Below are 20414 nucleotides of genomic sequence, written 5' to 3' on the forward strand. Positions count from 1 at the left end.
AAATTCTGGCCTTTGTCTTTTACATAAAATACAAACTCATACTGTAGATTAAATTTTAAAGTTTTATCTAAAAATATAGATAATAAAAAGTTATATAAGGGGAGATAAAAATGGATAAATTCTTAAAAAAAATAGCATTTTGTAATTTAATAATTTTTATGCTGACTACTAGCATAGCATTAGCAAAAGACGATAACAAGATAATAGAGATGGATTTGAAAGTTTTTCAGGTAAATCAGCCACAAATATATAAGAGTTTAAACAATGGTCAAATTGTTTTAACTGCAGTTTTAGATGTTCAGAATAATATCTATAAGAATTTTAAGCTAAAAATAGGTAATACTGTGAAAAGTTTTGACTGGCAGAGTATAGGTAAAAAAGGATTAGAACCTACCATCAGGCTGATAAATATTGGTGATGAAAAAGAGGCAGGAGTTGTGGTTTTTACAACGAAAGCTGCAGGTGTAGGTGTCTTTATAAATGATGTAAAGGTTTTCAGAATTGACAATTTTTCACCTGTTCAGGTTGAAAACCCAGTTGATATAATTAAAAAGCATTTGAAGGCAGTAACTGAAAAAGATAAAATAATAATTACAATAGATGGCACATCAACTGTGTTAGATAAGGAGTATTTATCATCCATAGGGGTTTTAAACTTAACAAATAGATTTTACTTTGACAACCATATTGGATATGAACTTAGAAACAATAATTTGATAGCAGAAGTAGGAGTTTCAAATGAGAATTTGATATATATGGGGAAGGTAATAGTTGAATATAAATTCAGTGATGGAAGTTTAAAACCAAGCAGGATTTACTTTGAAAAATTTTAAATTATTTATTATCAGCTAGTCAACTAACAGAAATAGTTGATTAGCTGATTTTTTAAATAACAGTTATACAAATAAATTTTGTAAAATAAATGATAAATATATAAAAATATGATAAAATGTATTTATATCTACATAAATGTAAAAAAATATAAATAACGTAGAGACTACGAGGAGGAGTGTAAATGGATTCAATTGGGATAATTGGTGCCATGGAATTAGAAATTTCTTTATTACTAAAAAATATGAGTTTTGATAAAGAAGAAAAACATGCAGGCTTTAAATTTTATTTGGGAAAGATTTTTAATACAGATGTTGTTGTTACGTGCTGCAATGTAGGTAAAGTAAATGCAGCTGCCTGCACACAAATATTGATAGATAAATATAATGTTAAATCAATAATAAATACGGGTATAGCAGGGGGGATACACTCCGATGTTAAGGTTTGTGACGTTGTTATTTCTAGCGACGTTGCACATCATGATGTAAGAAAAGAACAGATGGAAACGTTGTTTCCATATAGGACAAGCTTTAAAAGTGACGAAAACTTGGTAAAAACAGCTGTATGTGCATGTGAATTTATTGGTGTAAAAGATTGGAATCATCATGTTGGGCGCATAGTTAGTGGGGAGTGTTTTGTTTCAGATAGAGGACTTAAGCAGAAAATAGTAAACGAGTTCTCACCACACTGTGTTGAAATGGAGGGTGCTGCAATTGGCCATGTTGCCCATATTAACAATGTTCCATTTGTAATAATAAGGAGTATCTCTGATAATGCAGATGATTCAGCCAATGAAACCTATAATAACTATGAAAGTGTTGCTGCAATACAATCAGCAAATATAGTTTTAAACATGATTAAGCTGATGAAGGATATGTAAAAAGTAAATAGATTTTGACTGGCACTGTACATTTGAAAAATGGCCAGTGCCTATTTATATGGGGTTGTTGTAGACATTAATAAATCAGCATATTAAAATTTTAAATAAAGGATAATACATTTACAAATGTACAATCTATCAAATATTTTTTTAAAAGGGGATGTAATCTTGAAAGAAAGTTTAAATCTTAATAGTTTTTTATTGTTTGATGGAGCAATGGGTACAATGCTCCAGAAATATGGAATAAATGAAGGTTTACCTGAAAGTTTTAATATTGTTAATCCAGAATTAATTGAAAAAATACATAAAGATTATATTTTATCAGGAGCAAATATAATAACGACAAATACTTTTGGAGCAAATAAATTTAAATTAGAAGGTACGAACTATAGGGTTTCTGATATAGTTAAAAGAGGAGTTGAAATTGCAAGAAGTGCAGCTGGTAATAAACTTGTTGCCTTAGATATAGGCCCAACAGGTAAACTTATGGAACCTATTGGCACCCTATCTTTTGAAGAGGCCTATTATGCTTTTAAAGAACAAATTGATAACTGTAGTGGTGCAGATATTATTTTGATTGAAACTATGTCTGACATCTATGAGGCTAAGGCTGCAGTATTAGCAGCCAAGGAAAATTGTAATCTACCTGTATTTTGTACAATGACTCTACAAAAGGATGGCAGGACTCTTACAGGAACAGATATATTCACAATGGTAAATATACTTCAGGGCCTTAATGTAGATGCTATAGGGTTAAATTGTTCAATGGGACCTTCTGAAATGCTGCCTCACATTGAGGAAATGTTAAGTTATTCTAGAATACCTGTAATTGCACAGCCTAATGCAGGACTTCCAAGGATTGAGGGTGAAAATACCCTTTATAATATAACACCTGAGGAGTTTGCTGACTATTTAGAGATAATGGCAAAAATGGGGGTTTTAATTTTAGGAGGATGCTGTGGAACAGAACCTGATTATATCAGTAAAATAAAGCAAAGAATTAACGGATTAAAACCTGTTAAGAGAAATCAAAAAAAATATACTACAGCTTGCTCATCCACAAAGACAGTAATTTTAGGTGATGGGGTTAAAATCATCGGTGAGAGAATAAATCCTACTGGCAGGAGAAAGCTAAAGGAAGCAATTAAATATGGTGATATGGAATTACTGAAGATAGAGGCTGTAAAGCAGGTAGAGTCAGGTGCAGATATACTAGATGTTAATGTAGGACTACCTGAAATCGATGAGACAGATGTAATGAAAAATGCTGTAAAAGAAATACAAAGTGTAGTAAATGCTCCATTGCAAATAGATAGTGCTTCTCATGAAGTTATAGAAGCAGCAGTGAGGATTTGCAATGGTAAGCCAATAATAAATTCAGTTAATGGTAAAGATGAAGTTTTAGATAAAGTTCTGCCAATTGTAAAGAAATATGGAGCTTGCGTTGTAGGTTTAACACTGGATGAGAATGGGATACCTGGTAGTGCTGAGGGAAGGCTTAGAATTGCTGAAAAGATAATTAAAAGGGCAGAGGAATATGGGGTAGATAAAAGTAATGTTATAATTGATTGCCTTGTGTTAACTGCATCTGCCCAACAATCTGAAGTAAGGGAGACGCTAAGAGCGCTTAAAATGATAAAGGAAAGATTGCATGTGTTGACAACACTTGGAATCAGCAATGTTTCCTTTGGACTTCCTCAGAGGGAATTAATAAATAGAACCTTTCTTGCTGCTGCATTAGCAGCGGGAGTTGATATGCCAATTCTAAATCCTCTTTCTAAAGAAATAGTTGATACAATAAATGCATTTAATGTTCTTTGGAATAATGACAAAGAAGCTAAGAATTTTATAAGAGTCTATTCAAATTTAGATAATAAAAATAATACAAATAATGATATGGAAAAATCTATGGATTTAAAAGAAGCAATTTTTAAAGGCTTAAAAAATGAAGCCCAAATTATAACAGAAAATATGTTAATGAAAGTAGAAGGAATAGATATAATTAACAATTATCTAATTCCAGCTTTAGACATTATGGGAAATGAATTTGAAAATGGAAGGGTATTTCTACCTCAACTTATACAATCCGCTGAAGCAGTAAAAGGAGCTTTTAAAATAATAAAAGAGCACATGAAATCAAATAATCTGGGTACTGTAACAAAGGGGAAGATTATATTAGCTACTGTAAAAGGTGATGTTCACGATATAGGTAAAAATATAGTCAGATTGGTATTAGAAAATTATGGATTTGAAGTGATGGATTTAGGAAAGGATGTAAGTGAGGATAAGATACTTTTAGAGGCAGTAAACAATGATATAAAAATAATTGGACTCAGTGCTTTAATGACAACAACAGTTAAAAGTATGGAAAGAACAATAAAATTTTTAAAAACCAATTTACCTGAATGTAAAATTTTTGTAGGTGGTGCAGTTTTAAATAAAAAATACGCTGAAATGATTGGTGCAGATTATTATGCTAAGGATGGAAGAGATGCTGTCAAAATTCTTCAGGATATTTTTAAAAATAATATGATTAAATAAACAGAATAATTATATTAATATATTGTTTTTTACTTTATAATATAATAAATATATAAATTTGTGGTTAGAAGGAGTGATGCAATGAAATTAAATAATTTATTAAAGGATGTATACACAGGTGTAGTTAATAGTCTAAGAAGATTTCCAATAGCCATTGGACTTTCAACATCATGTGTTGTGATGTTGATTATAATTTCCGAATTGCAACAAAGAGGAATTACAACTTCAATTGAGGAATTAACCAGAATAACTATGATAATAGCATTAGGTATACCCTTATCATTATGTATCAAACTTATATTTGAAAGAAAGGATGTTAATAAAAAGGGTTTTTTAATTATTAGCTATTCTCTAAGTATTCTATTCTTAGTTTTATATTATTATTTCCTGCTTAAAAATTTCAAAATGGTTCCAGTTACCAGATATATTGGATTGAATTTAGTATTCTATCTTGCTTTTTTATTTATACCATATATTAAAAAAGAAAATAACTTTGAACTGTATGTTTTAAGAATATTTACTAGATTTTTTACCACTATAATATATTCAGTTGTACTCTTTGCAGGACTTGCGGCGATTCTTTTCACAATCGATAAGCTACTTGGGGTAAGAGTTCCTAGTGATTTTTATTATTATACATGGCTCATTGTAGCTGGTATGTTTGCCCCTACTTTTTTCCTTGCGGGCATACCATTTAAAAACGAGGAGTTTTCTTTAATTGATTATCCAAAACTCTTTAAAGTCCTTGTGCTTTATATAATAATGCCTCTTTTAACTGTTTATACATTAATACTATACATTTATTTTGCTAAAATAATAGTAACACGAGAGTGGCCAAAGGGGCTTGTGTCACATCTTGTTTTATGGTATTCAGTAATTACTTCAATGGTACTTTTTTTCATTTCTCCAATACTAAATGAAAAAGCATGGCCCAGAAGATTTATGGAGTTTTTCCCCAAAATGCTACTTCCACTGATAACAATGATGTTTATTTCAATTGGAATAAGAATCAGACAATATGGTGTTACAGAAAATAGATATTTTGTTGTAGCATTAGGTATATGGGTCTTCTTTGTGATGCTGTATTACTCTTTTAATAAGAAGCTAAGAAATATTGTATTACCTGTATCACTTTCAATAATTATGTTTTTATCGGTGGTTGGACCGATAAGCAGCTATTCTATATCAAAGTATAGTCAAAATGTGAGATTACAAAGAATTCTTAATAAAAATGATATGGTACGGGATAAAAAAATAATACCAAATAAAAACATATCAACGGAAGATAAAAGGCAGATAATTGCCATACTTTCATATTTTGATAAAAATCACAGCTTAAATGATGTGAAGTATCTACCAAAGAATTTTAAAATGGAGAATATGGAAGAAATCTTCGGCTTTAAGTATGAGGCATACGATTATAATAATAATATGGAGTATTTCTTTTTTGCAGCGAAACAAAATGAAATGGTATTAGATATCAGAGATTACGATTATTTAGTTGATCCAAGGTTTTCAGATAAGATGGATACAGATGTTGGACAGTTAAAAATTGATTTTAACAGATATAATAATGTTATTAAGATAACTCAGAATGGAAATGAGGTTTATTCAAAGAATCTCAATGAATTTGTTGAAGTTCTTTTATCAAAATACGGAACAAATAATCTTAATAAAGAAATTTTATCAAAGGATCTATCCTTTGAAGAAGAAACAAATAAAGTTAAAATCAAGTTCCAGTTTAACAATATTTCAGGTCAAAAGGATTTAAGCACAGGTAAAGCAGAAGTGAAAGGTGCGGAGTTTTATTTTCTAGTAAAAATAAAATAACTATCCAGGCACTGTGGCAAATACTTTATATGCCCCAGTGCCTTTAGATTTTAAATTTAGTATCAGTTATTAAACTGTTGATATTTAAGTAAAACCAATTAAATGATAGAATTTATAAAATTAGCGCCTTTTTCACTAAGTACTGTTCCATGCCTTCCTCTTTTTTTAATGATAAGTCCCATATTTTCCAACTTTTCAAGTCTATTTCTAATCTGATATCTTGTAAGCTCAAAAGCAGTGCCAAGGATAGCTTTCTCTATTGTTTCACGTCCTGCTATTCTGCCAGATTTATTAAGATTATAAATAACTTGCAAAATAAATTTTAATTCATTGTCTAATGATTGGTCAATTTTTTCAGTAACTGAAGGATTGTACAAAGAATCTTGTTGAAAAAAACCCTTATCAGGAATATCTTTTAAAGTAATATAATTACTTTCTTTAACTGCCATAATATACATTATAGTATTTTTAAGTTCACGTATGTTACCTAGCCATTGATGTTGAGTAAGAATATCTATAACTTCAGGAGAAAATCTGATATCCTCAGTAGTCTCTTGTTTTATGAAATGCTCCATAATAGTGGGTATATCTTTTTTTCTATCTCTTAATGGAGGTATACTGATATATCCCATTTTAAGTCTATAAAAAAGGTCCTCTCTAAATTGCTTTTCCTTAGCCATCTTAGCCAGATTTTTATTTGTTGCAGCTATTACACGTACATTGATTGGCTTTATTTCTGTTCCACCAATTCTCATAACTTCTTTTTCTTGAAGTACTCTTAATAGCCTTGACTGTATTTTCAAAGATACATCGCCTATTTCATCAAGAAAAATTGTACCTCCATCTGCTAACTCAAACAAACCAGCTTTACCACCTTTTTTAGCTCCTGTAAAAGCACCTTCTTCATAGCCAAAAAGCTCACTTTCAATTAGTTCTTCCGGAAGAGCGCTAAAATTTACGGCTAAAAAAGGACCATTTCTTCTTTTAGATTCGTTATGTATAGAGCTAGCAAAGAGCTCTTTCCCGGTTCCACTTTCACCTTCAATCAGTATCGTTAATTCACTTTTTGCAAGCTTTTTAGCTATATCTTTTACTTTTTTAATATTTTCACTTGTTCCAATTATGTCATCAAAGGTATATTTTGCATATAATCCTTTCTTAATAAGTTCTCTTTTAAGACGATCATTTACTTCAATGGTCTCCTTTAGATTTTTAAATACTGCAATTGCTGAGTTATCCTTTGTGACATAGAATTTATTGATAAGTATTTCTGTTTCGTTGATAGTTAAAATTTTGTCCTCAGCAGGGAGATTATTTGTTAAAAAATCAATTAAAGATTTATTATTAAATACATTTTTAATGTTTTTACCTGATAGGTCATTCTGATGAATGTTAAGAAGCTTTTTGAGATTTTCGTTAAATACACTTATTGTACCTGAAGAGTTATATACCAGTATGCCATCTTTCAGCCCATCTATCACAAGATTAAGATGATTGTTTAATTCGTTAATTGCCTTATTGGAATTTGCTAATCTTTTTGCCATGTTTATTATTTTTTTAAGGTACTTATGGGAAAAGAGGTTAGCTCTTTCATCAAGAATATCAAGTTTCCTTAATATTTCAATAATAGATTCAAAATCTATTATTCGTACTTGGATATTAATGATTTTTTTTATATATTTAGGCACCTTATCGATTTCACCTGGAGTAATAGCTATATCTATATCTTTAACAATCTGTTCGTTACCGGGGTAATAGGGAATATACTCTAAATAGTCAATCCCAATTTTCTTCAGGATGTCAATGCTTTCGAATGTTGATTCGGGCATATCGTTTACAAATAAGACTTTTGTTTTAGGTGGAAGAAAAACTAACTCATCTATGTAATCAAAATTTATAGTGCGCTTAGCTGTAATAATTTCACAATTTTCATCAAGAAGGTTAGCCTCTAATAACTCATTTTTTAATAGACTGCTTGAAAGAATAACAAGATTATCGCTGATTTTATTGTTTATACCAACATCTATAGCATAACTTGTAATTTCTATTTCTTCAGGCAGATAATCTCGTAACTGCTGTAGAAGAGCAATCCTTGTATGTTCTGAACCAGTGACAAGGGTTATACTTTTTTTCATTTAAATCACCTGTATTATCTTTAATATACTGATTGTTCTTAATAATTTTCTTGAATAACTAAATATATATTTCTATATAAAACCAGAATTACCTTCATTATAAAAAAATATTTTGGTATTTAATTGGTTCTTTTGGTGGAAAATTAAGCCAAATATAAGACCATTTAAATAAATGTTATTTAGACTAAATAAACTGACAACATTATAATCAAATGTAAAGTCAGAAAATTTAAATTATTCCTGGCATTAAAATGTATTTTGGCATGATAATTGCTTTTTATTATGGCAAATCAAATTTAATAGGCATCTAAAGGATGCCAAAAAGGGGGAAGAGATAAATGTCAACAAAAACACAGCCGGAGAGTAAGACTAAAGTAATAACTAAACAAGTTCAAATGCCTCATACGTATTTAATTATTTTTGGAGTAGTAATTTTATGCTGGCTACTTACATTTCTTATTCCGTTAGGGAAATTTGACACACACAAGGTTACCTATAAAAATGCAGATGGTAAAGAAAAATCAAGAACGGTTTTAATTAGTGAGTCCTTTAGATACCAATACAATCTTGATATGAATAAATTAAAGACAAAGCTTAATGAACTTAAAGATAATGAAACAAAACTGGAAGGTATAGGAGTTGATAAAGCTAAAATTGAAGAATTTTTAACTTTAGATCCATCTCAGTGGTCACAGGATAAATTAGATGAGATTGGACTAACTGAACCAGTATTATATAGCTTATTTAATGATGAAATATATGATACAAGTAAAAAATTGAAATCCCATGCCGGTATATGGGGAACAGATGATTACTATGGTTTTGGTGTATTAAACTATGTTTTTGAAGGTCTAGTAACCGGGGATAAATATGGTTCTGCTGTAGGTATAGTTGCATTTATTTTAGTTATAGGAGGAGCTTTTGGAATAATATTAAGAACTGGATCAATTGATGCAGGTATACATTCATTTATAAAAATAACTAAAGGATACGAATATTTAGCAATTCCTGCATTGTTTATACTTTTTTCATTAGGTGGAGCTATTTTTGGAATGTCTGAAGAAACAATTCCATTTGCGATGATAGTAATACCGTTTGTAATTGCCATGGGATATGATTCACTTGTAGGTATTGGTGTTACATTTGTAGCAAGCCAAGTTGGAAATGCAACATCATGGATGAATCCATTTGGTATTGCCATTGCTCAAGGTATTGCCGGTGTTCCAGTTATGTCAGGTGCAGGCTTTAGAATAATTATGTGGATTATAACTACAGGTTTGGCTTGTGCTTATCTAATGGTGTATGCAAACAAAATTAAAAAGAATCCAACTAAATCTATCGCCTATGAAACAGATAATTATTTTAGAAAACAAGTTCAATCTATAGAAGAAAATCATTCCTTTACAATGGGGGATAAGTTAGTATTAATTTCATTTTTAATTGGAATTGTTTGGATAGTTTGGGGGGTTACTAAAAAGGGATACTATATTCCTGAAATCGCTTCTCAGTTCTTTGTAATGGGCCTTGTAGCTGGTATTATTGGCGTTGCATTTAAATTAAATGGTATGAAAATTAATGACATTGCTTCTTCATTCCAAAGAGGAGCAGCCGATCTGGCAGGTACAGCAATTGTGTCGGTATGGCGAAGGGTATTATTTTAGTATTGGGCGGTACAGATGCTGCAACTCCAACTGTTTTAAATTCAATATTGCACAGCATAGGAAAGGCTTTAGAAGGTCTACCAACTGCAATATGTGCAGTATTTATGTATATTTTCCAAACGATATTTGATTTCTTTGTAACATCAGGGTCTGGCCAAGCTGCACTAACAATGCCAATAATGGCACCCTTATCTGATGTTGTAGGAGTTACAAGACAGGTTTCCACTCTAGCATATCAACTTGGAGCAGGCTTCGCAGATGCAATAGTGCCTACTTCTGCAAGTTTGATGGGTGTACTTGGAGTAGCAAAAATTGAGTGGGGTAAATATGCTAAATGGCAAATAAAAATGCAAGGATTTTTCTTTGTAATAGGTTGTATTTTCATGATAGTGGCAGTTGCAATGGGGTTTAATTAAAGTTTGACATCAGAGATTAGAGGTGGGATGATGATAAAAATAATAAAAAATGCAAAGGTCTATGATCCAGAGTATTTAGGTTTAAGAGATGTTGTTATTGTTGGAGATAAAATAAGTAATATAGGAGAAAACTTTTATTTGAAAAATGAAGCTGTTGAAGTGGAGATAATAGATGGTAAAGGTAAGATATTGGTTCCAGGCTTTATAGATAGTCATGTTCATATTTTAGGAGGGGGCGGAGAAGGCGGTTTTAAAACAAGAACCCCCGAAATAACTTTAACTGATATAACAAGGGGAGGAGTTACTACAGTTATTGGATGTCTTGGTACTGACGGAATAACAAGAAATATGGTTTCTTTATTGGCGAAGGCAAGAGGACTTGAAGAAGAGGGAATTACAACATATATATATTCAGGTTCATACAGAATACCTATAACTACAATTACAGGAGATGTGGCAAAGGATATTATAGTTGTGGATAAGGTAATTGGAGTAGGAGAAATAGCAATATCAGATCATAGGTCATCACAGCCAACAGTTGATGAAATCAGAAGATTAGCAGCAGATACGAGATCAGCAGGGATTCTATCTGGAAAGGCAGGAGTTATTAATTTACATCTTGGTGATGGCAGAAGAATGATAAATATATTGAAAGATATTGTTGAAAATACAGAAATTCCATACTCACAGTTTATTCCGACGCATATGAACAGGAATCCATATCTTTTTAAGGAAGCTGTAGAATACGCAAAGTCTGGGGGATTTATAGATTTCACAACAAGTTCTGATCCAGTATTTTGGGAAGAGGGAGAAGTTAAAACCAGCAAGGCATTAAAGATTTGTTTAGAAGAAGGTGTTCCTGAAAATAGAATGACAATTTCCTCAGATGGCCAAGGAAGTCTGCCTATGTTTAATGAGAAAAAAGAGTTCATTGGATTAAGGGTTGGAAAGGTAACTTCAATTTTTGAGGAAATCAGGGATGCTGTTTTAGATGAAAAGTTGCCTTTAGAAAAGGTATTAAAGGTTGTAACTTCAAACCCAGCTGATATTTTAAAACTAAGAAATAAAGGTAGGATTAAAGTTGGATTTGATGCAGACTTTGTATTGATTGATGAAGAAAAATTTGAAATAAATACTGTCATAGCAAAGGGAAGGGTTATGATAAGGGATAAAAAAGTAGAGGTATATGGAACCTTTGAATAGTATTAATACTGCCAGCAAAGGCTAGGAATTTATTCATTTTGTACGGCAAAGATTTTGAACAAATCAAGTGAAGTATAATTTATAATGATATTGACAAAATTATAAATAATTGGTAACATAACAATGTGAGCAGTATAAGTAGTTGGCCCCTTGGTCAAGCGGTCAAGACGCCACCCTCTCACGGTGGAAACAGGGGTTCGATTCCCCTAGGGGTCACCACTTTAAAAATATTTTCATAACTTAAACAATAATTTTAAAAAAGAATCTCTAATGACATTGATTAAAATATTTTCTTAATCAATGTCATTTTTTTAATGCTCGCATATAATATATTGATGTATTTTTTTGGAGGTAAATAGATGCAAAACAACAATAACACTAATTTTTCATATGGTTATTATCCATGTTTTATGAATTGCCCTTTTATGCAGTATGGGGCAGAGTATTATAACCAAGGATATGACAATTATTTCAGAAGACAGGAGGATGAAGTAGAGAATACCGAAGAAACATATGAGGATTTTGATGAAAGAAATTATTTTATTGATGAAGATGCTGAAATAACTCAGGATGAAGAAGAGAAAGAATTTGAAAATTTAACAAGGGCACCAAGAGACGTTGACAGAGTAATTAGAATGATAAATCAAAAATCTTCCAGGGATATTGAAGAGATAATCCGAATAGGAGTAGATTCAAGATTAATAGATTATCTTGTAAGAGTAATGGTTGAATATATTGATAGGAACTATAATAGGTATAGAGGTTCAAGACAGCAGAGAATAGAGGAGGCTAAAAGGGATATAAGAAGGAATATGCCTTGGATATTTGATATCATGAGGATATTTAGTGTATCCCCTGCAACTCAGCAAAGACTTTTTGACAGCATAGTTTCAACATCCATTGATGAATTAAGAAGACAGCCCAAACCACCTATGCCAAGATAATTTTATTAAATTAAAAAATAATCCTCAAATCCAATTACATCTATAATTGAATTTGGGGATTTTTAAGAATTATTTAATTGAATTAAGATATTGTTTGCCAAAAAGCAAATCATATTGTATCATTTCATATTTTTTAACAATTTCATCCTCAGAATTTACTTTTTCTTTTAAATTATTATGCATAATTGGATATTTAGCTCTGATTTCCTTTAATATGTTAAAGTAATTAGGATACTTTACTTCTGAATCAGTCAATATTTCAAAGGCTATCTGTGCCGGAGAAATAAGTTGATTTATTGGCTGCATGTTTTTGTAATTAGACCATGTTACAAAGGGGGTTTTGTAAAGCCTTAAATCCTTATTAAGAACCGAAGCACCTTCAAAAAAACTGCAATTATTATAAATATCAAGGAGTCCCTTTGGATATCCCAATCTTGGTAAATGATCCCCGAAGAAATATAATAAAGTTGGCTTATTTGTCTTACTTAATGCATTTATAATTTGCCCTAATGATTTATCTGCATCATAAATACCTTGTCCAAAATTACTCAAAATGGATGATTCGATTTCATCAAGGTTATCAGATTTTGCTTCAACTTCTAAATTTTCATAATTTCCGTAGTAAGGATCGTGGTTTTGCATAGTTACAGCGAATATAAATTTAGGATTGTTATCCCTATTTAAAAGGCTGAGTATTTTTTCAACTGTTTTTTCGTCAGATATATGGGGTCCTTTCTTCTCAGAATTTTCGTCAAAGCCTTTTATATCGATAAACTCGTCAAAACCAAAATATTTATACACGCTGGTTCTATTGTAAAAGTCTCCTACATTTGGATGAATTGCAGTTGTTTGATATCCGTTTTCTTTAAATACAGATGCTATGCTAGGAGTGTTTCTTCTTAAATATACATTATATGGGATTATTCCTGGGTTGATATAATACATAGAAAAACCCGTTAATGCTTCAAATTCAGTATTTGCTGTACCACCCCCAAAAACCGGTGAAATAATTTCACCTTTTTTATATTTGCGGAGATTTTGAGTAATATCTTTATTGAAGGAGACACCATTTAATTGGGTTGGATCCCAAAAGGATTCGCTCATTATTACAATAACATTTGGTTTTTCAATATTAGATTCACTATGCAGTTTTTCAATGGAGAGGTCTTTATCAATTTCCAACATATTATTTTTAGAGTAGCCCTTTGGTTTGTTGTTTAAATACTTTTTCATTTCAGTCAAGTATAAATAATTTTGTACAAAGAAACCATTGGCTAACATCTCTTGTTTGCCAACATACCAGGATTTTCCCATGTTAAGTTCTGATAGAAATTTTGAGCTGTTGACTATTGTAAAATTTGGTATAACTACAGTTAAAGCAATTGGCAATGCAGCTATCTTAGGTTTAATTTTAAAGATTTTTTTTATATTTTTTTTGTATTTTAACAATATAAATATAAGTGTCAACAACAAAGCTGAAAGCCCTAAAATTATTTTAATGTTTATGTATTGTTTTGATATTAATAGAGCATTTTTAATTAAATACATCTCCCAAGGAAAAAAAGGTTCATTGAAAAATTTTATTTTAATATAGTTAGCAAAAACTAATAATAAACTTATAACTGATAAAATAAAGGTTGATAAATACTTACCAAATAAAGAAATTAGAGTTAAGTAAATTCCCGCTAAAAATATAATATTAAATAGTGTTTGATGATAAAAAAAGCTTTTAAGTGTTGGTTTTAAATGTCCTCTTAGTAGAAATTCACTAATGAAAATAGGTATTCCATTTATTAAGGCAAAACTTAAAAAGGTTGAAAAGTCTTTTTTAAATGTCTCCAGATGTTTATCATAGTGGCTATTATAAAATTTATTATACTCAAAGATGCCAGTAAAGTTAAACAACAGGTAGAAAATAGAAAATAAAAGCAAAATAATAAAGAGGTTAGTAAAGGTAAGGTATACAGCTGTTTTTGCATCTAAGGAGCTCAATTTTAAATACATAATATTATTAATTAAATCAAAATCCTTTACTTTAAATTCGAAAACAATCAGGACAAAGAGAGAAATTAAAATACAAATTAGATTAATAAAAAATTTGCCAAGGGATTTATCCAGCCAAAGATTTTTTATTATAACACCTAATAAATAAACAGGATAAAATACAATAGTAAATAATGGTATATGTATGTTTAGTAATGTAAATATGTAGACAGATAATAAGCTTACAACAATAGAAAGGCTTAGGATATTTTTATTAGATGTTAACAGTGGTGTAATTGTTCCCCATAAAACACAAGACAGTATGACGATATTGAATAAGTATACTTTACTTTTATAGGTGAACAACAAAAAAGCCACATTTAAAATAAATAGAAGCATATTTTTTGATTTACTCAGTTTAAGATCCAGAATACCAAGATAAAAAACTATAAAAGAGATAATAAAAAATGATAAAGAGGTAAGAAAAAGGCTAGTTTTGTTAAAAAAATCTGTAATACAAACAAAAATAAAGAGCAAAAAAGCTATAACATTAATCTTTTTATATTCAAATATTTTAATCATGCTAAACATTTCCCCTCTCTGAGCGGCATTAACCCAAATGTTAAATCTATGTTAATTGTATCATAATTACCAGATGAATTAAAGATTTGATAGAAAAGATTTGGTTTCTGCCAGAAATTTTAGGTAGAAATAAGATGAGTTTTGTAAAAACATACAAAAAGAAATTTTGGGAAAGAATATATATCAGTTAATTAAAAATTTAATATTAAATTCTATTAGACAATCAGGAGTGAAAGTATGAAAAATAAAGCTGGTATATCAATATTATTTATCTTAGCAATTATAGTATCATATATGATTCCTTTAAATAAACATGTGAATGTTACAAACAAGGGTGAAAGTGAATACGAAACAGTAATGAAACAGGATATATTATGTCTGATGCTCTCTTATCCTGGATATATTGTAGACCTTGAGAAAAATAACAAGAATGTTTATTTAATAACTAAGAATGGCAGAAAAATATTATATGATGATAGAAAGCTTAAAAGCCATGAAGAAAGATTAAATAATCCAGATGTTCAGGATATGCTAGAGGTTATTTATCCTTTGGGAGGTATATCTGATCTTTTGGAGAAGGATTATGATCCGGGTCGCATCAGGGTATATCAATTGTTTAATGAGGTCTATGGAAACAGTAAGAATGAGATTATGAAAAATCTAGTAAATGTTAATATAGGTTCTGGAACTTTTCAGTTTAATAGAGAGAATGCAGCAGCAGAATCATTAAACAGGGCAATAAGGGATATACTGACCATAGCTAAAAACAACAAAACTATAGGAAGTTATGTATTTCCGTGTAGTGGTACATTTAATTACAGGTATATTTCAGGAACATCCAGATTAAGTCCCCATTCATATGGAATAGCAATTGATTTAGCTAGAGATAAAAGGGACTACTGGAAATGGGCAACCAGGGAACAGGGAGCATCAAGATTAAAATCATACCCAAAAGAGATTGTATCTATATTTGAAAAAAACAATTTTATATGGGGTGGAAAATGGGGTCATTTTGATATTTTACATTTCGAATATAGACCAGAAATTATATTAAAGGCAAAATATTTTGGAGATAAACAAAGAATTAGAAGGTATTGGTATGAAGGAATATCCATAGATGAGGAATATACAAAGAATTGTATTAAAAAGATTGAGATTGTATTAGGAAGATAAAAAACTTCAGTTATACAGAAGGGGGAATTCCTTTGAAAACTGTTAAAATAAAAAGGCTTCAGATGATAGCGATATTGGTAATTACAGTGGTATCAAGTTTTTTGTTATTATTTTTTCAGAATAAGAAAATGTATTCTGTAAACCCAATTGACAATAAAGAAATTAAGGCAGTAGTTGAAGAAATTTTTGTTAAAAGAAATCAAGCAATTCTTGATGAAAATTTAGATTATGTTAAGACTATATATAATTTAAATACAAAATATGGAAAATGGGCATATGAATATGAACATAAAAAAATGAAATACATTCATAACTGGGAGCAAAAACAAGGGGTAAAATTTATTGGAGTCAAACCAGATATTGTTATTAAATGGATAAAAGGTGGAGGAGACATGTACACACTTAATTTGCTCTGCTCCACTGAATATAAATACGTTTATGATAATAACTTAGACTTTGTAAACACCTTCAAAATTGGAACATATCACTTTCTCCAACTGGAAAGGGTAAATGAGTCTTGGATAATAACAAAGGAATGGTATAAAGATCCATTTGGTGATTCCTTGAATCTTGATAATATTAAAGCTGATTCAATAAGAAATTATATACTTTCACAGGAGAGTAGGGATTTTTCTAATATAAATGAAAGAAGAAAAAAATCTGTTGAGTATGCAAAGAAATATTGTGGAGCAGCTGGGTATAAGGAAAATGGCTATCAATATAACAAAAAATATAGGGATTTTAATATTGATGGTGGAGATTGTGCTAATTTTGCTTCTCAAATTCTGTTTGAGGGTGGAAAATTCAGAAAAAATACTAAATGGAACTATGAGAAAGGAAATGCAACAGGGGCATGGGTTAATGCAGATAAGTTTAAGCAATACATGATAAATAGTGGAAGGGCATCGGTGATAGCCTATGGAAATTACGATAAGGTTTATAAAGCCTCATATAAACTATTACCAGGAGATTTTGTTGCCTACGAAAAAAATAAAGACATTACCCATATATCAGTGGTAACTGGTGCTGATTCTAAGGGATATGCATTGGTAACCTGTCATAATACAGACAGGAATGATGTTCCTTGGGATTTAGGATGGAGCGATAAAAAAATAAAATTTTGGCTTGTTAGAGTTCATTATTAGTTGAATTTAAAAGAGATGCCAAAGGAGCAGACACTTCAAGAATTATGCACAGCATAAACAAATTAAGCAAAATCCTGAAAAATTCAGAAAAAGCTATATTAAATTAGTATATAAATGCAGTGAAATCTATGGCCTCATTATTGTGTTAATTTTATGTAAAATATGGAACATAAACCTGTTTTTCTGGTCATATGTACAGGAGGTGTATATATGAAAAAGAAAAATATTTTTATTTTGCTATTGTTAATGTTAATAATTCTAGTATCATGTGGGAAAAAGTCAGATAAATCCATACAGGGTGAAGAAAATCGTGGATTAACTAAGACACAAAGTTCTGTAAATGTAAAAAATAAAACTAATGATTTGAATTTTACTACTGTATCTGACGGCAGTTATAAAAAAATAATTTTCAATGGAGAGATAGTTATTGAAGTTGATGATGATAAAAAGACTTTTAAGGATATAGAAAAACATGTAAACTATTTAAATGGCTATATTGAAGGTATGGAAAGCTACGAAAATGAGAGCAGAAGTGTTGTAAAAATTCCTTCCAACAAAATAGATGAATTTATAAATTTTTTAGAAAATAACTATGTAGTAAAATTTAAACGTACATCTTCCCAGGATATAACTGACAGCTATGTTGATAATGAGGCTAGACTTAAGAATTTATTGGCTCAGGAACAACAGATATTAGAAATAATGAAAAAAGCTAAAAATGTAGAGGAGATTTTAAAAGTTCAAAATGAGCTTTATAAGGTAAGGGGAGATATTGAATCTTTACAAGCACTTAAGAATAATTGGGATAGGCAAATAAATTATGGAACTATTACTTTGACTATAACCAAAAAAATTTTAATAAAAGAAAGCACGTTAGGGATAATAAGTGGAAGTGACTTTATCAAATCAATCAAAAGTGGATTCAATAATTCAGTTGTAGTTATAATAGTGTTGATACAGAAGACGATTATTTTCTTGGTATCAAATATATTAATAATTTTAATTTTAGTATTTGCCGGTATATTTTTTTATAGAAAATTTTACAAATCTATTAAAAAATGAAATGAGAAGCAGGGATATAATATAAATAATTAATTTTAAAAAGCTTATAGAGATGATGAATTCAGATTGTTGACATACATTATTTGCGAAAAAATTTACAGGAACATCATCAATTATTCATGATGTTCTAGAATAGGTAAATTTGTAAACAACCTGATGAATTGCTCTATAAGTTTTTTTATTGAAAAATTTATATATCTTAAAGTATACCAGGAGAATATTATGATGTATAATATACAATGTGAATTTTAAACAGTATAGATTAATATACATAAAATAGGAGGGTCAAATGGTTAAAGAATCAGCCTCAAGGGGGTTTGCAATACTATCAATTGCTGGGATTTTATCAAAAATCCTATCAGTACTTTATGTACCTATTTTACAGGGAATAATAGGTATAGATGGATATGGTATTTACCAACAAACATACGAAATTTTTGTTTTTTTATATGCGGTTCTAAATGTAGGAATGCAAACAGCTATTGCAAAATATGTATCAGAACTTAGTGCCCTGGGAAATAATAAGGCAGCACTTAGAACATTTAGATTATCAAGAACAATTTTAACACTGTTTGGTTTAATTTTGACGGGTTTATTAATTATAAGTGCAAAATTTATCTCAACAGCCAGTGAAAGTCCAGATATATACATAGGATTAATATATCTGGCACCAGCCATAGCAATAACATCGACTCTTTGTGCGTATAGAGGATACTATCAAGGTAAAAATTTAATGACACCACTGGCAGTATCACAGTTGTTAGAACAATTATTCAATGTGGTTGTAAGTTTGATTTTTGCAAAAATTTTAATGAAATATGGGGTTCAGTACGGAAGTGCAGGTGGTACAATAGGAACTTCAATAGGTGCTTTGCTGGCAGTTTTCTATTTGATGTATTTTGCTGGGGCAAGTGGAATATATAATTATGTTAAAAATACAAGTGAATGCAAAAAAACCATATCTGGAAAGAAAATTGTAAAGCAGCTTTTAATATATGGCTTTCCGATAACCTTAAGTGCAGGGTTACAAAACTTTGGTGCTGTTGTAGATATGTTTAATGTAAAATCCAGATTATTATACGCAGGTTTTTCTAATTATGAGTCAAATATGTTATATGGTGTCTTGAATTTTTATAAAACATTAATTTATGTACCTTTAATTGTTATATTTGCACTTTCCACAACTGTTGTACCAGATGTTTCCCAAGCATTAGTATTAGGTGATAGAAAGGCTATAAAGGAGAAAATATTATCATCCCTAAGGATTAGTTTCATAATATCAATACCAGCGGCATTAGGATTGTCTGTTTTAAGTTATGAGATTTATAAGGTATTATTTGGTACGGATTTAGGTTATAAATTAATGCTTTACGGTTCTTGTGTTGTAGTATTTATGTCCATAGTCAAGATTCAGAGTACAGTTCTTCAGAGTATAAATGAATTTTATTTCGTTGTCTTCTCCTTGGCTGTAGGGATTGTATTGAAGATAGGTTCTAATTTTATACTTGTTGGGAACAGGGAAATAAACATTAATGGAGCTGTGGTAAGTGGAATATTGTGTTTTCTAGTTCCGTCAATTTTAAATCACAGCAAAATGTGTAAGACGTTAAAAATAAAATTTTCATTATTTGGTTTAACAATTAAACCCCTTATAAGTTCTATTATTATGGCAGCAGCAACATTGTTAATAAAATACATATTGTTTAGTATGACTGGTATAATTAAAATGGGGAGATTTGTTAATATAATACCTCTAATGTTAACAATAGCTTGTGCGGGAGCAGTATATTTATATTCAATGATAAGAATAGGTGGTATAACTAAACATGACATAGAATCTATATCACCTAGATTAATAAAAAAACTGCCTTCATTTATGAAAAAAAATTTGAAATAAAATATAGAACAATAGACTTTAACGATTTAATTGACAAAAGTGACATTTATAGGTATTATTTATATAAAAAAAGAAGGAGGGTTGAAACAGCCAAATAAATTTTATAAAAATTTATAAATCTCTATATACAA

Annotated in this window: 12 protein-coding genes, 1 tRNA gene and 1 pseudogene; 12 read left to right on the forward strand and 2 right to left on the reverse strand. The window is 30.0% G+C overall.

The features are described 5' to 3' along the window. Positions 1–110 precede the first annotated feature (110 nt). From Q428_RS06315 to Q428_RS06330, 4 genes are all read left to right on the forward strand, one after another. Positions 111–833 carry a hypothetical protein gene (locus Q428_RS06315; protein WP_035379230.1) on the forward strand — a complete coding sequence of 241 codons (723 nt, stop codon included), beginning with the start codon at positions 111–113 and terminating at the stop codon, positions 831–833. 182 nt (positions 834–1015) lie between these two features. Continuing rightward, a complete protein-coding gene (locus tag Q428_RS06320; RefSeq protein ID WP_035379232.1) occupies positions 1016–1711 on the forward strand; it encodes a 5'-methylthioadenosine/adenosylhomocysteine nucleosidase in 696 nt (231 codons plus the stop codon). A gap of 126 nt (positions 1712–1837) precedes the next feature. Beyond that, a complete protein-coding gene (locus tag Q428_RS06325) occupies positions 1838–4252 on the forward strand; it encodes a homocysteine S-methyltransferase family protein (protein ID WP_051515007.1) in 2415 nt (804 codons plus the stop codon). Between the two features lie 81 nt (positions 4253–4333). Continuing rightward, the gene (locus Q428_RS06330) at positions 4334–6082 is read left to right on the forward strand and encodes a DUF4153 domain-containing protein (RefSeq protein ID WP_035379236.1); all 1749 of its coding nucleotides are present in this window, start codon (positions 4334–4336) and stop codon (positions 6080–6082) included. Positions 6083–6180: 98 nt separating this feature from the next. Here Q428_RS06330 and Q428_RS06335 read toward each other — a convergent pair whose 3' ends face one another. Beyond that, positions 6181–8217 carry a sigma-54 interaction domain-containing protein gene (locus Q428_RS06335; protein ID WP_035379238.1) on the reverse strand — a complete coding sequence of 679 codons (2037 nt, stop codon included), beginning with the start codon at positions 8215–8217 and terminating at the stop codon, positions 6181–6183. A 395-nt stretch (positions 8218–8612) separates the two neighbouring features. On the opposite strand from Q428_RS06335, the pseudogene yfcC reads away from it, so the two are divergent. The 4 genes and pseudogenes from yfcC (at position 8613) to Q428_RS14465 (ending at position 12441) form a co-directional block, all read left to right on the forward strand. Beyond that, positions 8613–10294 (forward strand): annotated as a pseudogene (gene yfcC / locus Q428_RS06340) (putative basic amino acid antiporter YfcC). A 30-nt stretch (positions 10295–10324) separates the two neighbouring features. Next, the gene (gene iadA / locus Q428_RS06345) at positions 10325–11497 is read left to right on the forward strand and encodes a beta-aspartyl-peptidase (protein ID WP_035379240.1); all 1173 of its coding nucleotides are present in this window, start codon (positions 10325–10327) and stop codon (positions 11495–11497) included. A gap of 144 nt (positions 11498–11641) precedes the next feature. Further along, positions 11642–11716: transfer RNA gene (locus tag Q428_RS06350), tRNA-Glu, on the forward strand. 140 nt (positions 11717–11856) lie between these two features. Further along, positions 11857–12441 (forward strand): hypothetical protein, encoded by a 585-nt coding sequence (locus Q428_RS14465; RefSeq protein WP_051515008.1) that lies wholly within the window; start codon positions 11857–11859, stop codon positions 12439–12441. Positions 12442–12510: 69 nt separating this feature from the next. Here the strand turns inward: Q428_RS14465 and Q428_RS06360 are convergent, their stop codons facing one another. Then, complete coding sequence (locus Q428_RS06360) at positions 12511–14445, reverse strand: LTA synthase family protein (RefSeq protein WP_161633600.1); 1935 nt, start codon at positions 14443–14445, stop codon at positions 12511–12513. A gap of 798 nt (positions 14446–15243) precedes the next feature. On the opposite strand from Q428_RS06360, the gene Q428_RS06365 reads away from it, so the two are divergent. From Q428_RS06365 to Q428_RS06380, 4 genes are all read left to right on the forward strand, one after another. Then, positions 15244–16179 (forward strand): M15 family metallopeptidase, encoded by a 936-nt coding sequence (locus Q428_RS06365; protein WP_035379244.1) that lies wholly within the window; start codon positions 15244–15246, stop codon positions 16177–16179. Positions 16180–16241: 62 nt separating this feature from the next. Further along, the gene (locus tag Q428_RS06370) at positions 16242–17324 is read left to right on the forward strand and encodes an amidase domain-containing protein (protein WP_051515011.1); all 1083 of its coding nucleotides are present in this window, start codon (positions 16242–16244) and stop codon (positions 17322–17324) included. A gap of 210 nt (positions 17325–17534) precedes the next feature. Continuing rightward, positions 17535–18386: a DUF4349 domain-containing protein gene (locus tag Q428_RS06375; RefSeq protein ID WP_035379247.1), complete on the forward strand. Its 852-nt coding sequence runs from the start codon at positions 17535–17537 to the stop codon at positions 18384–18386. Positions 18387–18675: 289 nt separating this feature from the next. Further along, positions 18676–20283 carry a putative polysaccharide biosynthesis protein gene (locus Q428_RS06380; protein WP_035379249.1) on the forward strand — a complete coding sequence of 536 codons (1608 nt, stop codon included), beginning with the start codon at positions 18676–18678 and terminating at the stop codon, positions 20281–20283. Positions 20284–20414: the final 131 nt, after the last annotated feature.

The sequence above is a fragment of the Fervidicella metallireducens AeB genome (genome assembly GCF_000601455.1).
In the GTDB taxonomy this organism is placed as follows: domain Bacteria; phylum Bacillota; class Clostridia; order Clostridiales; family Caloramatoraceae; genus Fervidicella; species Fervidicella metallireducens.